The 15,890-nt window shown below is 37.8% G+C and carries 12 protein-coding genes; 9 read left to right on the forward strand and 3 right to left on the reverse strand.

Annotation, left to right across the window (positions count from 1 at the left end):
* The first annotated feature begins 315 nt into the window (after positions 1-315).
* From KGF34_RS10965 to KGF34_RS10980, 4 genes are all read left to right on the forward strand, one after another.
* On the forward strand, positions 316-1,416 hold the full coding sequence (locus KGF34_RS10965) for a TIM44-like domain-containing protein (protein WP_252559036.1): 1,101 nt from the start codon (positions 316-318) through the stop codon (positions 1,414-1,416).
* 203 nt (positions 1,417-1,619) lie between these two features.
* Positions 1,620-2,438, forward strand: coding sequence for a Cof-type HAD-IIB family hydrolase (locus KGF34_RS10970; RefSeq protein WP_022234576.1), 819 nt, complete (start codon positions 1,620-1,622; stop codon positions 2,436-2,438).
* Positions 2,439-2,706: 268 nt separating this feature from the next.
* Positions 2,707-4,968, forward strand: coding sequence for an alpha-amylase family glycosyl hydrolase (locus KGF34_RS10975; RefSeq protein ID WP_252559042.1), 2,262 nt, complete (start codon positions 2,707-2,709; stop codon positions 4,966-4,968).
* 240 nt (positions 4,969-5,208) lie between these two features.
* Complete coding sequence (locus KGF34_RS10980; protein WP_252559044.1) at positions 5,209-6,567, forward strand: citrate/2-methylcitrate synthase; 1,359 nt, start codon at positions 5,209-5,211, stop codon at positions 6,565-6,567.
* A 115-nt stretch (positions 6,568-6,682) separates the two neighbouring features.
* On the opposite strand, the gene KGF34_RS10985 is transcribed toward KGF34_RS10980, so the two are convergent.
* Positions 6,683-7,888 (reverse strand): ISL3 family transposase, encoded by a 1,206-nt coding sequence (locus KGF34_RS10985; RefSeq protein ID WP_252558632.1) that lies wholly within the window; start codon positions 7,886-7,888, stop codon positions 6,683-6,685.
* A gap of 322 nt (positions 7,889-8,210) precedes the next feature.
* On the opposite strand from KGF34_RS10985, the gene KGF34_RS10990 reads away from it, so the two are divergent.
* On the forward strand, positions 8,211-8,456 hold the full coding sequence (locus KGF34_RS10990) for a hypothetical protein (protein ID WP_252559046.1): 246 nt from the start codon (positions 8,211-8,213) through the stop codon (positions 8,454-8,456).
* 57 nt (positions 8,457-8,513) lie between these two features.
* Here the strand turns inward: KGF34_RS10990 and KGF34_RS10995 are convergent, their stop codons facing one another.
* Positions 8,514-9,320 carry a cohesin domain-containing protein gene (locus KGF34_RS10995; RefSeq protein WP_252559048.1) on the reverse strand — a complete coding sequence of 269 codons (807 nt, stop codon included), beginning with the start codon at positions 9,318-9,320 and terminating at the stop codon, positions 8,514-8,516.
* Between the two features lie 167 nt (positions 9,321-9,487).
* Here KGF34_RS10995 and KGF34_RS11000 point away from each other — a divergent pair, with 167 nt between their 5' ends.
* The 3 genes from KGF34_RS11000 to KGF34_RS11010 all read left to right on the forward strand — a co-directional run bounded on the left by KGF34_RS11000 (position 9,488) and on the right by KGF34_RS11010 (position 13,614).
* Positions 9,488-11,464, forward strand: coding sequence for a CotH kinase family protein (locus KGF34_RS11000; RefSeq protein ID WP_252559051.1), 1,977 nt, complete (start codon positions 9,488-9,490; stop codon positions 11,462-11,464).
* A 193-nt stretch (positions 11,465-11,657) separates the two neighbouring features.
* On the forward strand, positions 11,658-13,100 hold the full coding sequence (gene pyk, locus KGF34_RS11005) for a pyruvate kinase (protein WP_252559053.1): 1,443 nt from the start codon (positions 11,658-11,660) through the stop codon (positions 13,098-13,100).
* 1 nt (position 13,101) lies between these two features.
* Positions 13,102-13,614, forward strand: coding sequence for a shikimate kinase (locus KGF34_RS11010; protein WP_252559055.1), 513 nt, complete (start codon positions 13,102-13,104; stop codon positions 13,612-13,614).
* A gap of 519 nt (positions 13,615-14,133) precedes the next feature.
* Here KGF34_RS11010 and spoVAC read toward each other — a convergent pair.
* Positions 14,134-14,589: a stage V sporulation protein AC gene (spoVAC, locus tag KGF34_RS11015; protein WP_022234008.1), complete on the reverse strand. Its 456-nt coding sequence runs from the start codon at positions 14,587-14,589 to the stop codon at positions 14,134-14,136.
* A gap of 169 nt (positions 14,590-14,758) precedes the next feature.
* On the opposite strand from spoVAC, the gene KGF34_RS11020 reads away from it, so the two are divergent.
* A complete protein-coding gene (locus KGF34_RS11020) occupies positions 14,759-15,886 on the forward strand; it encodes a cysteine desulfurase family protein (protein WP_022234009.1) in 1,128 nt (375 codons plus the stop codon).
* Positions 15,887-15,890: the final 4 nt, after the last annotated feature.

The raw sequence follows: 15,890 nt of genomic DNA on the forward strand, positions 1-15,890 counted from the left end.
AATGCATTCTCCTTTATAATATAATGTTTATAGTAATGTCCGTAATTGAAATTCAATCCTTATTAAACCTACATAAATTATAGGTATTATTATAGCACCGCAATATTGCATTGTCAACACTTAAATATAAATATTTCCGAAAAAAATAATAAATATCGAATTTTTAATGCTGATATGCAATATGTATAGAAATACAACGGGATTTTTTATAAACAAAATTTTAAATACAATTGCAAACTTTTACAATATATGTTAAAATTAGAGCAATAATAAGCAAACGGATTTACCGTGAAATTTAAAAGAAGGTGTATAACTTTGAAAAAATGTTTTTCGATTGTACTGACTGTACTTATGGCGGTGATAGCTTTTACAGCTTTTTCATCAGTTAATGCTGTTTCTGTCGAAAGTAATCAATCGGTACATACTAACCAAACAGCGGACTTAGGAATACCTCCGCTTGACTTCGGCGATTCAAATGACTATGACAGCGGCGGTTCTGATTGGGGCGGCAGCTCTGACTGGGGCGGCAGTTCCGATTGGGGTGACAGTTCTGATTGGGACAGTTCAGACCACAGCAGTTCCGAAAGCAGCGGAGAAGGTCTTGGATTTGGCGGAACGTTAGTTGTTTTCCTTGTAGTTATCGGTATAGTTGTTTACGGCATGATAAGGAGCAAAAAGGACAGCAAAAGAACAACTAAAAGAACAACTACTACTGTTGGCAGATCACAGACAATTCAGCAGTCGGCAGGCAGAAATATTACACTTCCTGACCGTACGGCACAGATTTCAGACCTTATCAAGCAGAATGATCCGAACTTCTCGGCAGAAGATTTCCTATCATTCTCAAGATATGTATATGTTACCATTCAGGACGCTTGGAGCAAGCGTGACCTTTCACCTGTAAGAATTTATTTACACGATAATCTCTACAATCAAACTCAAAAACAGATTGATCGCAAGATTGCAAACGGCGTAATCAATAAGATTGAAAATGTAGCCGTAAGTACAGCTTATCTTACAGCGTATCGCAGAGATAAAGAATTTGAGTATGTTACAGTTTATCTCAATGCCCGTCTTACAGACTATGAGATAAACGAAAAGACCGGTCAGGTTCTCCGTGGAGATCCTAATGCAAGATACGAGTTGAGATACACACTTCGCTTTGCCCGTAATGCAGGCATTAAGACCACAAGTGCAAACAGTCAGACGCTTAAGTCACACAGTTGCCCGAATTGCGGTGCTCCTCTTGAAATGTCAAGTTCCGGCAAGTGCGAATACTGCGGAAGTACAATTACAACAGGTCAGTATTCATGGGTACTCAGCGAATATTCTTCTATTCGTAACGATACTGTTGACCAAGGCATTTATATTGAAAAAGATAACAATGCTCAAAACAATACAAATAATAATCAGTAATTTTTTATTGCTGTTCGGGACCGGGATTTTTCCCAGTCCCGATTTTTGTATTTAATCCGTAAATATTTTTTTATATAATGGCAAAATAAAGCTATAAACAAAGTTGTTTTTTACATAATGTATCAAATACTTGCATTTTTTTAACTTGTGTGTTATATTGTAAATGATTTGTTAATCAATATTTCTAAGTACAAGGTGATATTATGGATTACAAAATTATTGCACTTGACATTGACGGTACTCTGACTAACTCTCAAAAAGAGATTACTCCACGCACTCGATACGCTATTATTGACGCTCAAAAAATGGGCAAAAAGGTTGTAATCGCTTCGGGCAGACATCCTATGGGGATTCAGAGCATTGCAAGAGATTTATTGCTTGACCGCTATGAGGGTTATATTATGGCTTTCAACGGAGGAAAAATTCTTGATTGTACTACCGGACGAACTATTGTAAGTAAGGATTTTCCGAAGGAATACCTTTCCGACATACTCGGTGTGTTGAAAGAATCAAATCTTTCTGTTCATACCTATGATGATAAGAAAATCATTACAGGCGGCACTTTGAATGATTATTCAAATGTTGAAAGAGATATTCTCAAAATGGAAATGGTTGTTGTGGAAGATTTTGCGGCGAATATTCCTGAAAAAATCAATAAACTTTTACTTTCGGGCGAACCTGCCGAAATTGATAAATATAACGAAATTCTTGCAAAACGCTACGACGGTTTGCTTGATGTGTATAAGAGCGCACCGTACTTCCTCGAGATTATGCCTTTCGGCGTAACAAAGGGTTCTATGCTGCCTATGCTGCTTGAAAAACTCGGTTTTACAAACGAAGAGATGATTGCTTTTGGCGACAATTACAATGATATAACTATGATTGGTTATGCGGGTCTTGGAGTTGCTATGGGCAATGCAGAGGAAGATGTAAAAAAGATTGCAAATTATGTCTGCGAGTCAAATGATGATGACGGAGTCGCAAAAACACTTGAAAAATATGTTTTGAAAAGTAATATATAATTTGTAGTTGTGATATATAAATAGTTGTGATATATAAAAACTCTCTGAATTTAATCGGAGAGTTTTTTGCTTTGTCGAAAAATCTGTCTGCTTTTTAAAAAAACAGCACTTTGTTCACTTTTTTGTATAAATTACATAAAACAAGTATTAAATGTTTGGAAGTACAGATTTCTAATAATTCTAAATCAGAAAAAAAATCGTTAATAACTATTTTATAATTATATGTAGATGTTAAATTTTGATTTTAACGGAAAATGGAGGAAAAGCTATGACAAAGGTAAAAAAACTCATTGCTTTAATGCTCGTTGTCTGCATTGCGGCAACAGTGGGAATTGTGTCGGTTTCGGCTGCTACTGTTGACGATGCTGAGTCAGTTCAGGCTAAATACGACGGTATTAAAGTGCATGTGTATTCTGAAGACGGCGCACCGAACATCTATTATTGGAACAGCCTTCCGCAGAATATCGCAACAGATTACCCCGGTCCTAAAATGACCGCCGAGGGTGATAACAGCTACTGCTACACATTCGACAATGTAACAAAAATCAATATGATGTTTGTTACAAACGGCACTCAGTCTGCTGAAACAACAAGAAACAGCGGCGAGTGGTGGTACAAAAACGGAAGATGGTCTTCTAAGTCTTGGAATGATTTTGATGACTGGCAGAGAACGGATCTTCGTGAAGATTCAATTTACTTTGTAATCACAACTCGTTTCTATGACGGTGACACAGGCAACAATGTTCATTGTTGGGACGACCAGCAAGCTAACAACCCTGATTCAGACCCTGCTTGGAGAGGCGACTTTAAGGGCCTTATCGAAAAACTTGATTACATCAAGGCTTTAGGCTTCAGTGCAATTTGGATTACTCCTGTTGTAACAAATGCGTCAGGTTATGACTACCATGGCTATCACGCATTTGATTTCTCAACTGTTGATGTTCGTTATGAGAGTGACGATGTTAAATATCAGGATCTTATCGATGCTGCACATGAAAAAGGTATGAAGATTATTCAGGACATAGTTATCAATCATACAGGTAACTTTGGTGAGGCTACTCTCGCTCCTATGTTTACAAAAGAGTATAACACACTTAAGGATCTTGAATCTGTTAATTGTATGGTTCCGATTCCTGATTCGGATTTTGCAAAAACATTCCCTGACTATGACAGTCTTGCTCCGGGTTATCAGTATCAGGCAAGACTTAATATAATGAAGGATACTAAGGCTCTTGATTCAGGCGATCATGACACGGAAAATAACTATCATCATTATAAAGACCTTAGCTGGGAAAGCCCAACTGTACAGACAGGACAGATTGCCGGTGACTGCGTTGATGTAAACACAGAAAATCCAAAGGTTGCAGAGTATCTTAACAATGTTTACGGCGATTATATCAACATGGGTGTTGACGCATTCAGAATGGATACCGAAAAGCATGTATCAAGACTTACTCTTAACCAGTTCTATTTCCCATCATGGCTTAAGACAGGCGGAAAGAATTTCTATGTATTCGGCGAGGTTTGTACTCGTGTAAGCGAGTTCTGGAACCATAATATCCCTGCAATTTCTGCTCCTTTCTATACTTGGGCAGAAACAGACAGCAAGTATATCAATGCTCTCGGCGATGATCAGCTTGAAAATGTAAACCTTACAAATGCTCACTATGCAAGCAATTCATCTACAAGTAATCAGCCAACTTCTGATAATGTTTATCTTAATGGTATTACATATCATACTCCTGATTACAGTAAGGGCAATGGCACAGGCGTTATTGACTTCCCAATGCATTGGAACTTCTCTAATGCCAGCAATGCATTTACCCGTGCTCTTGAAGAGGATCCATATTATAATGATTCAACATGGAATGTAACTTATGTTGACTCCCATGACTACGGTCCTGATATGGATACTCGTTATAATGGCGGTACTCAGGCTTGGGCAGAAAACCTTTCACTTCTCTTTACATTCCGTGGAATTCCATGTCTATACTATGGTTCAGAAGTTGAATTCCAAAAGGGTGTAAGTATAGACCTTGGTCCAAATGCTCCTCTTTCAACTTTAGGTCGTGCATATTTCGGCGATTATCTTGAGGGTGATGTTTCAGCTACTGATTTCGGTGAATATAGCGCATCGGGAACAGTTGCCGAAACTCTTAATTCTCCGCTTGCTGTTCACCTTAAACAACTGAATATGATTCGTAGGGCAGTACCTGCTCTCCAGAAAGGTCAGTATACAAAGGACAGCGAATATGTAACTGGTAATATGGCATTTATCCGCCGTTATACAAATTCAAGCGAAGGCGTAGACAGCCTTGCACTTGTAACTATTTCAGGCGGCGCTACATTCAAGAACATTCCTAACGGCAAGTATATTGACGCTGTTACAGGTGATGTTAAGACTGTTACAAACGGCACACTTACAGTAGGCAGTATCGGTAAAGCCAACATGAGATGCTATGTAGCTTGCGGTTCAGGCTTCACAGGCATTGACGGTAAGATCGGTACAAACGGTACATATCTTAAGTAATTAAATAATTAAATAATTATAATTACAACTAAGAGGATGGAGTAAAATTCATCCTCTTTTTGTATATATTTGCAGATAAATGAATATTTTTGCTAAAATGTATATAAATATGACATAATCTTAATTATAAATAAGACACTTTAAAGCATTTTGTATCTTTTCTTTTGCTTTAAAATGTGATATAATGTTCTTTAATGGTAATTATAAATTTACTAATCTTTATTGTAGGAAGTGATTTTGATGGGCAGTTATTCAGATAACACACCGGCTATCCATGACTTGGCACAAAAAATGATCTCAAATTCGATGATCGATACAAGTCTTTATTCAAAGTATAATGTTAAGAGAGGACTTCGTGACCTTGACGGTAAGGGTGTATTAACAGGCCTTACAGATATTTCCACAATTATCCAGAATAAAGAAGTTGACGGTAAGCTTGTTCCTTGCGACGGTGAGTTGTATTATCGTGGATATAATGTAAACGATATTGTCGGTGGTATTCTTGAGGATGATCGTTTTGGTTTTGAAGAAGTTGTTTACCTTCTTCTTTTTGGCGAAATGCCAAATGTCGCACAGCTTAAGGATTTTAAGGAATTGCTTGTAAAATACAGAACTTTACCGCAGAACTTTGTTCGTGATGTTATTCTTAAAGCACCGAGTGAAGATATGATGAACTCGATTGCTCGAAGCGTACTTACTTTGTTCTGTTACGATGATAACCCTAATGATACATCGGTAGATAATGTTCTTCGTCAGTGTATTCAGCTTATTTCAGTATTTCCGATGCTTTCGGTTTACGGTTATCATGCATATAACCACTATCTCCGTGACAAAAGCCTTTATATTCACCGTGCAGAGCCTACTATGTCCACAGCGGAGGTTATTTTGTCATTACTTCGTCCTGACAGAAAATACACACCGCTTGAGGCAAAAGTTCTTGATATGGCGCTTATTCTTCATATGGAGCACGGCGGCGGTAACAACTCTACATTTACAACTCATGTTGTAACTTCTTCCGGTACAGATACTTATTCGGCAATTGCAGCGGCTTTGGCATCTCTTAAAGGCCCTAAGCACGGCGGTGCAAATGTTAAAGTATTCTATATGTTTGAGGATATTAAAAAGCACATAAAAGACTGGAAAGATGACGAAGAAATTGCAGATTACCTTGAAAAAATACTCGAAAAGCAGACATTCGACAGAATGGGTCTTATCTATGGTATGGGTCACGCTGTTTATACAATTTCTGACCCTCGTCAGATTATTCTTAAGGGCGCAGTTCAAAAACTTGCAAAAGCAGAAGGCTATGATGAGGACTTTGAACTTTATGAGAGAGTAGAAAGACTTGCTCCGCAGGTTATCGGCAAAAAGCGTAAGATTTATAAAGGCGTTGCGTCCAATGTCGATTTTTACAGCGGTTTGCTTTACAGTATGCTTGACATTCCTTGTGAGCTTTATACACCGATGTTCGCTACAGCCAGAATTGCAGGTTGGAGCGCACATAGACTTGAGGAAATCGTAAATGGCGGTAAGATTATCCGTCCTGCTTATATGAGTATTTCTACAACAAAGAATTATACTCCACTTGATAAAAGATAATATTAAAAATTAAGGCGGATACTTGCAAAGAGTACCCGCCTATTTTTTCGGGTTCTATGTCAATAGTTGGGGTAAACCCAAAAAAGAAGAATTGAAATGAACAAGCGATAGTAAATCAAGCTATCGCTTGTTTTTGCATTTGGTGAGAAAACATATGTAAAATACGGTTACGGAAACGCTTAAAATTTCTGTAACCATAAGCATTACGCTTAAGTACCTTAATCTTGTTGTTGCAGCCTTCGGTAAAGCCGTTGGTGATAGTGGAAGAAAAAGAATTCAGAATACCCGGAAGCCAATTAATCATAGTATTAGCACATTTTTTAAATTGAGGAATACCACAGTCTAAAGCAGAATTTATCCAATTAGAAAAAGCTGTTTTTGCAGACTGTCGGTCTTTGCAATCAAGGATTTTAAGGAAATCCTCTTTGTAAAAATGAGCAGTAGAAAGAGTTGGAGAAGTAAAAAGCATAACATTTACCTGTTGTTTTTGTTCGTCAGAAAGGAGGTCAAATCTTTTTAGTAAAAGCTGTCTTGATTGCTTGAAGTATCTGCGATGAGATTTGCTGAATTTCTTTTGTTCTTGTTTGCGAACAGCCTCAAAAGCCCAGATAACTTGCCGTATCCAATGGTATTTATCAACAATCTGTGAGGCATTTTTAAACCACACAGAAGAAATATTAGAGTAGGGTTTCCACATATCACTGACAAAAAACTGAACCTTGTCACGCTGTGACTTATCAAAATGGTTAAAATACTCAGTTAGGAAATGCGCATATCTTTTTGGAAGAATGTCCAAAACGACCTTGTTGACAGGATCGGTGAGAATACATTGATACTTTTCACTGTTCGTATTGCCTTTAAATTCATCAATAGAAATAGCAGATGGGAGCTTTTTAGGAGCGTAGGAAACTAAATCAAAAACCCTGATTACGGAGCTTACAGAGAGGTTAACCTCTCTTGCAACGCTTGAAAAAGAAACTTCATTTCTCAATTTGTCAATGATATACAAAGACAATCTGTTAGTCATACGATGATAACGAGGGAGGAAATCGACATTTTCAGGGAAACGCTTGCCACAGGAGCAACGATATCGACGCTTATAAAGATGAATAAAGATGTGCTTGCCAAAGGCAGGAATATCCTTTATAGGCTGTTCACGATAATCGTGAACCTTATCAGTTAAATTGCCACAGCAAGGACATTTGTGAGGTTTTCGTTTTAACCGGCAGTTAATATAGATTGAATTATCAATTTCTTCAATTTTTTCTATATCAACATCTTGCAATCCTAAGAGTTTTTCGGTAAAATATTTGTAGAGCATATTTGTTCCTCCGTTTCTGGTTTCTAGTCAATTCCATTTTAACGGATTTTAGACAAATATGCTCTACTTTTTTAAAATTATTTTTGTAGGATCTATTTGTTACCCCAACATTTATTATAGAGCCTTTTTCGTAAAAGTTATGGTTTGGCGGAGTGTCGGTCGGGCATTGAAATTTAGTTAACGCTAAATTATCCTCCCCAAAACAAAAAAAGTTTACTCAATTTTTCAAAAATTGCGGGTTTGGGCAGCACACATAAAAATCTTCCGATATAACAATTTATCAGGCGCAAACAGCTACGCTGTTTGCATACTTGCACCGAGTTTGAAAAAACAGGCGGTAGTCTTTTGGAAAAAATTGCTTATTTATTGTTTATTGAATGGCTTTCTTGTTGCTATCGCATTTAAGGGTATTCGCCGTTGCGTTCAAGCCGCCAAACAGCAAGCCGTTCGACTATCGTTAGATTGCATAAACGGAAAGTATTTGTGGGCTTTGCCAACACCCACGACCTTTGAAAAGGTCGACCAAACTTCTATAGTTGCTTTTCCAATTTATTCCGCTAAATCATAATTTATTAATATTGCCCCAACATAAAAAACTCCCGCCCAAGCGAGAGTTTTTAACATTTTATTTATAAGATGTTGAAAGTGAAACTGTACCGTCTGATTTTCCGTTGGCATCAATATGGGTTATAATCTTATTATTTTCAATAGTGCTTGCAGATTCCCATAAATAGCTTGTCTTTGCAGAACCTGTACCCGTTACTTCGTAAGTTACTACAATAAGGTCGCCGCCATTTGTGAAATCGTATCCGCTTGTAATGTCTGAACCGTTAAATTTAATTACACCGGCATTTTTGGCATTAACAATGCTGTTTGATTTAACAGGACTTTGGAGCTCGGCTTTTTTAACTTTAAGTTTTGAAGAATCGTAAGTTATAGTACCCTGGAAGTTTGCGAGTACCTTTGTGCTTTTAACTGTATAGGTAACTGTTACGGTATCGCCTTTTTTGTAATCGTGACCGTCAACAGAAAGTGTATCGGAAGATTTATTGCCCGAGTCATTCTTGCTTGTGTCATTTTTGCTTGATGCATCGTTTTTGGAACTTTCTAACTTTGATTCGGTTTTTGAAGAATCGGAAGAACCATTCGATTCGGATTTTTCGGAGGTTTGTGAAGAGTTAGCAGTTGAAGTTGAATTTGAATTTGAGCTTTGAGTGCTGCTTTCTGTATTTAATTCGCTTTCTGATTTGTCGTTTGCAACAGTTGTGTTTTCAGCGGCAGAAGCAGTGCTTGTTACGGTCGCAGCGGTTGATGAACTCTCATCTTTATTACCGCAGCCTGTCATTACACTTGCAAATGATGTTGAAACGGCCAGTACGGCAATCAAAAGTGCAACAGAAAGCCTCTTTGCTTTATGCTTTGAATTATTCATAAAATCATTCCTTATCTAATGTTATTGTTCCTATTATAGCAAAATATATTATAAAAATAAAGCGTAATTATTTAAATAATAATTTGCAAAATTTTACATTGTAATTTAATTTTTTCTATGATATAATAGATATGTGAAAACTGAATGAATTTTTAGGAGTGTTTGAAATGAAATTAGCAAAAATTATTGCAGTAGGACTTTCTGCTGTAATGCTTACTACAGGCTTTTCTGTATCTGCTCTTGCGGCACAGACAACCGATTCCACCGTTTCTACACCGGGATTTAAGACATATGATGCATTATATGCTCACGCTGTTTTAAACTCTGAAGATACACAGGCTTGGCTGAGATGGCAAAGTGTGCACGATGAGAACTTTAACGAAATAGACAGTAATAAAAAGTATTTCTTCCTGCCTTCTTCGGCAAACGGAGAAAAAGTTGATATTTACAACGCTTATTCATCACCGATTACAATAAACGGTGTTACTGTTGACTCACATAAATCGGGTTCGGTACCGTACAATACAAATGTTGAGTATAAGGTAAATGCGGGCGGCAAAAACTTTACTTTGATTTTTATGAAATCAACCGCAGAGTCCGCCGTATATATCAATAATGACAATGCCGACGGTAACGGTACGGAGCTTATTACATACCTTAATCGTGATAAGAGTAATTCCGCAAGCGCAACAGCCGCAATTATCGATGCAGACGGTACAATTGAAACAGCCGATGTTAAGAAAATAAAGGGAAGAGGAAACTCAACCTGGGGCAAGGCTAAAAAACCGTACAATGTTACTTTTAAAGATAATGTAACAATCGGTTCAATGGACAAGTGTAAGAAATTTTCAATGCTTGCAAATTATCAGGACGATTCTCTTTCAAGAAACAGATTTTTATATGACCTTTCTGATGCGGTAGATATGCCGTATGCCTCAGATTCCCGTTATGTTGATTTTTATTCAGACGGCTATTATTGGGGTTCTTACCAGATGTGCCAAAAGATTGACACAGGTAAAACTAACCTTTTAAGCGATATTGACGATAAAGGCTACCTCAACAAGGACGGCTCAATCAACGAAAACTTCCAATTTGTATGCGAGGTTGACGCAAGTGCTACTGATGATGATTATCACTTCACTTCATCAAGCGGTAATAAGATTACATTAAAAACTCCCGAGCTTGCACCGGGGGACAAAGGCTACAACGAAGTTAAAAATTATGTAAAAAACAAATTTGATTCTTTTTACAATGCAATTAAAAATTCAACTGAAAATCTTGCCGATTATGCCGATGTTGATTCTGTAACAAAGATTTATCTTATAAACGAACTCGGCAAAAACTGGGATTCGGGCGTATCAAGTCTTTACTTTACATATAAGCAGGACGAAAACGGCAATTGGAAATTCTTTGGTTCTCCTGTATGGGATTACGATAACTCGCTCGGTAACGCAAAGGGCGTTGAATGGGATCTCGGAAATATAGGAGTAAATGACTATGAACAGTACAGCGGTTGGTGGTGCAAATACAAAGATAAAGGTAAAAACAGCAACAGCACAAACAATGTTATGAATCTGATTTCGAGAAATAAAAATGTTATTAAGGCTGCACCGCAGGTTTGGTTTGAGGACTTTGTTCCGGCTCTCAAAACATTTATGTCAAGCGGAGTAAGTGAGGGAGAAATTTATTCATCTGATGTTTATTATAACTACCTAAAGGGCAGTGCAGAGATGAACTACAAGAGCGGTTGGTTGCTCAATACAGGCAGCTGGATTGCAGACCACAGCAAACTCAATGTAGCTACCTTTGACTATTCCACAGGCAAATATACAGTAAGCAATATTGCTACAAAGTACAGCAACAATTTTGACGGAAAGTACAATTATTGTGCCGATTGGCTTACAAGCCGTGCGGCTTGGCTTAGCAACGAAATGTATGCTGACTACGAACCGTCAAATCCAAGAATTGAAAATGACCTTAACAATGACGGAATTTTAGATGTTCGTGATGCAACGGCTCTTCAGCTTTACATTGCAGAAAGTGCAACACTTGACATTGAAGGTGTAAAAATGGCTGATATAAACAAAGACGGAATTATTGATGTGAGAGATGTCACAGCTTTACAGCAGATAATTGCACAATAAAATTTAAATTTTTATACCGCTTGATTTCGGAAGATTTCAAGCGGTATTTTGATTTTTAAAAGTCATATTTCTATTATTTAATTATAAATTTACACAAAATTTATTGAAAAACTTACGGTAATGGTATATAATGTATTTGTGAAAATTTTGGGTATTATTAAGGATAGTATTTGATTTAATTATGGAGGTTATTATGAGAAAGACTAAAATTGTCTGCACCATTGGTCCTGCCTGCAACAATAAAGAAACCTTGCTTGAGATGATCAACGCAGGTATGAATGTTGCTCGCATTAATATGTCACACGGAGCATATGACGATTTGGAAAACACTTTTAATGTTCTCAAAGAAGCTATTGCCGAAAGCGGAAAAATTGTGTCAATTCTTCTAGATACAAAAGGTCCGGAAGTAAGAGTATGCACATTTGAAAACGGCAGTATAGAACTTATTGAAGGTCAGCTTTTCAGCCTTTGCAAGAATAAAGAAGTCGGTGACGAAACAGGCGTGGCAATTTCTTTCCCTAAGCTTATTGATTTGTTCAATGCCGACGGCAAAGCGGCAATAGGCAGAGAATTATTATTAGATGACGGTCTTATCTCAATAGTTGTTGACAGTATGACTCCTAACGAAATCATTTGCAAAGTAGTTAAGGGCGGTACACTTAAGAACAGAAAGAGTATTAATATTCCCGGTTATCATATAAATATGCCTTATGTCAGTGCACAGGACAGAAAAGATATTGAATTTGGTCTTTCTCACGGCGCTAATGTAGTTGCCGCATCGTTTGTGCGTACACACGAAGATGTTAAAACATTAAGAGATTTTATCGACAGCCTTGGATTTGAATATGTTGAAATCATCGCAAAGATTGAAAATCAGAGCGGTGTTGACGATATGGACGCTATTATTGACTGCGCCGACGGCATTATGGTTGCCAGAGGTGATATGGGCGTTGAAATTCCGTTTATTAAACTTCCTGAAATTCAGAAAACACTTATCAGAAAGTGCGTTGCAAGAGGTAAATATGTAATTACAGCAACTCAAATGCTTGAGAGTATGACTTCTTCACCTCGTCCTACAAGAGCTGAAATCAGCGATGTTGCCAATGCTGTATATGACGGTACAAGCGCAGTTATGCTTTCGGGTGAGTCTGCCGCAGGTAAGTACCCTGTTGAAAGTGTTAAGGCTCTTGACGCTATATGCTTTGAGGCAGAGCAGAACGGTGAGTTTACAGCTCTTAAAGACTATATCGAACATCACAGTATTCAGGACAGCAACCCAATCAGAGGCAGTATTTGCCGTGCGGCAAGAGATATTGCTCATCAGGTTGGCGCAAGAGCTATTATTGTTGAGAGTGCTACAGGTAAAGTTGCAAGAGCAATGGTACATTTCCGCCCGAATGTTCCGATAATTGCAGTTGTTACCTCTTCGCTTGTTTGTAAAAAACTTTGCCTTAATTGGGGTATTACAGCACTTATCGGTGAAGAAAAGAAAACTTCCGATGCCATTACAAAGCAGGCAATGGAAAAGGCTTTAAGCACGGGCTACTTTAAAAAGGGCGATATTGTAGTTGTAATTTCTTCAAACAGAACTGCACCTACTTCAAGCACAGACTCTCTCAATGTAAGGATTTTATAATATGAATAACAATAACATTATACTTATAGGAATGCCTGGTTCGGGTAAGAGTACACTTGGTGTTCTGCTTGCAAAATACAGCGGATATTCTTTTGTAGATTTAGACTTGATTATTACTAAGAAAACAGGCAAAAAACTGCAAAAGATACTTGATCAGGACGGCTATGATGCTTTCTTGAAAATTGAAAATCAAGTAGGCAAAGAGCTTGACTGCGAGAAAACAGTTGTGGCAACAGGCGGCTCAATGGTACTTAGCGCAGAAGGTATGGAACATTTGAAGAGAATCGGTACGGTTGTGTATATTAATGTGCCGATTGATGAAATTATACGCAGAGTTACAAATGTAGCGACAAGGGGAATTGCTTTTAAAGACGGCGAAACTCTTAACGATGTTTTTAAAGAGAGAACACCTCTTTATGAAAAATATGCAGATGTAACCGTTAATTTTGAAAATGCGTCAAATCTTGAAGAAACCGTCGATAAAATTATGGAAAAATTAAATCTTCATAAGTAATAATTTAAGCACCGATTTGAAAAGTCGGTGCTTTTTTGTCTTTTGCTTTAAAAACGATTTTTGTTAAAATGTTGGCAAATTATGGTTTAGCGGAGTGTCGGTCGGGGGATTGAAATTTAGCTAACGCTAAATTATCCTCCAAAAAACAAAAAGCTTACTCAATTTTTTCAAAAATTGCGGGTTTGGGCAGCGCCCATAAAAATCTTCCGATATAACAATTTATCAGGCGCAAACAGCCACGCTGTCTGCGTGCTTGCACATAGTTTGAAAAACAGGCGACAGCCTTTTATAAAAGAAATGATTAACTTTTCATTATATATCGAATGGCTTTCTTGTTGCTATCGCATTTAAGGGCTTTTGCCGTTGTGTTCAAGCCGCAAAACAGCGAGCTGTTTGGCTATCGTTAGATTGCATAAATGGAAAGTATTTGTGGGCTTTGCCCACACCCACGACCTTTGAAAAGGTCGACCAAACTTTTATAATTAATTGGCAAATCAATTTGCTAAACCATAATTTTTGTTAAAACAGCCGTACTCCGAACAAACTCAAAATCCAGAGAACAAATCCGTAAATTATTGATGCAGAAACTCCGTATACTATTACCGGACCTGCAATTATAAATAATTTAGCACCGAGTCCCGCTATATATCCCTCTGACTTAAATTCAATTGCAGGTGAAGATACTGCATTGGCAAAACCTGTTATCGGTACAAGAGTTCCTGCACCTCCGTGTTTTGCTATTTTGTCATACACACCAATTGCCGTCAGTAAAATGCCTATGAATATCAGCGTTACGGAACACAATGTTTTACTGTCTTTTTCTGCCGCACCGAGCATTGCGTATAAATCCGTAAATCCCTGCCCGATTGTGCATATTGCTCCGCCTATTAAAAAGGCTTTTATGCAGTTCACAAAAAGTTTACTTTTCGGTGAATTTTTCGTCACAATTTTATTGTATTCTTTTGGTGAAATCATATATACATTAACTCCGTTTCGTTTATAACTTGCTAATTAAATGTACTAATATTATGTGTTAAAAATTTGTTCTTATGTAAGATTAGTTTATGTAAAATAACAGTTTATTTTTGATGAAATATGATGTATAATGTTAAATGTATATTTATGTATTGTGAGGTGGAGTATCGTGGAGCATTATCTTGATAACAGCGCTACAACCGTTGCATCGCTTGCGGCGGCTAAAAAAGCGTTTGAGATGATGACGGAAAATTACGCAAACCCATCTTCACTTCATTACAGAGGAATGCTTGCGGAACAGGAGCTTGAAAAGGCGAGAAAGGCGGTTGCTAAGCAGCTTTTTGCCCAAACCGATGAAATCATCTTTACAAGCGGCGGTACGGAGGCTAATAACCTTGCTCTTTTCGGCACTGCATATGCAAAAAAACGCAGAGGTACTAAGATTGTTACGACTTCCGTTGAGCACAGCAGTATTATGGAGTCTTGCAAAAGACTTGAGCAAGAGGGCTTTGAGATTGCATATGTAAGCCCAAGACAAGACGGAGTTGTGCATACCGAGGATATTCTTGCGGAAGTAAACGACAATACAGTTCTTGTTTCTGTTATGTATGTAAATAACGAAACGGGTGCTATTATGCCTGTTGCAGAGATTTTTGATGCGGTAAAAGGAAAAAAATCGGATATTATCTGCCATACAGACGCAGTTCAGGCTTTCGGCAAAATAGCCGTTAATCCTAAAAAACTCGGTGCAGACCTTGTAAGCGTGTCGGCTCACAAAGTACATTCTCCAAAGGGATGCGGCGCAATATATATAAAAAAAGGTGTGCGACTTGTACCGAGAACTTACGGCGGCGAACAGGAAAAGAAAATCCGCCCGGGTACAGAACCGTTGCCGTTGATTGCGGCATTCGGAGTTGCCTGTAATGAATTTGCAATAGAAAAGAATTACGAAAAAGTTGCCGAACTTTGCGAATACGCAAAAAATCAGCTTACAAAAATAGACGGAGTGGTTATAAATTCACCGCAGAACGCTTTGCCGTATGTTCTGAATTTTTCGGCGGGCAAGGTTAGAAGTGAAACTATGCTCCATTTCCTTGAGGAATACGAAATTTATGTTTCCTCGGGCAGTGCTTGTGCAAAGGGCGCACCGAGTTATGTGTTAAGCTCAATGGGATACGGAAGTTACAGAGCAGACAGCGCATTGCGTGTAAGCTTTTCAAAGCTGAATACAAAAGAAGATGTTGACGCACTGTGCACAACGCTTGCGCAGGGATTAAAAGTTCTTGTTCACAGATAAACTG

The organism is Ruminococcus sp. FMBCY1 (assembly GCF_023921805.1).
Taxonomy (GTDB): domain Bacteria; phylum Bacillota; class Clostridia; order Oscillospirales; family Acutalibacteraceae; genus Ruminococcoides; species Ruminococcoides intestinale_A.

Bases quoted from the DNA above. Each gene is read 5' to 3' on its own strand.
- KGF34_RS10970 (WP_022234576.1), top strand. From the start codon at position 1,620: ATGGATTACAAAATTATTGCACTTGACATTGACGGTACTCTGACTAAC.
- KGF34_RS11010 (WP_252559055.1), top strand. From the start codon at position 13,102: ATGAATAACAATAACATTATACTTATAGGAATGCCTGGTTCGGGTAAG.
- KGF34_RS10980 (WP_252559044.1), top strand. From the start codon at position 5,209: ATGGGCAGTTATTCAGATAACACACCGGCTATCCATGACTTGGCACAA.
- KGF34_RS10975 (WP_252559042.1), top strand. From the start codon at position 2,707: ATGACAAAGGTAAAAAAACTCATTGCTTTAATGCTCGTTGTCTGCATT.
- KGF34_RS10995 (WP_252559048.1), bottom strand. From the start codon at position 9,320: ATGAATAATTCAAAGCATAAAGCAAAGAGGCTTTCTGTTGCACTTTTG.
- KGF34_RS11000 (WP_252559051.1), top strand. From the start codon at position 9,488: ATGAAATTAGCAAAAATTATTGCAGTAGGACTTTCTGCTGTAATGCTT.
- pyk (WP_252559053.1), top strand. From the start codon at position 11,658: ATGAGAAAGACTAAAATTGTCTGCACCATTGGTCCTGCCTGCAACAAT.
- KGF34_RS10985 (WP_252558632.1), bottom strand. From the start codon at position 7,888: ATGCTCTACAAATATTTTACCGAAAAACTCTTAGGATTGCAAGATGTT.
- spoVAC (WP_022234008.1), bottom strand. From the start codon at position 14,589: ATGATTTCACCAAAAGAATACAATAAAATTGTGACGAAAAATTCACCG.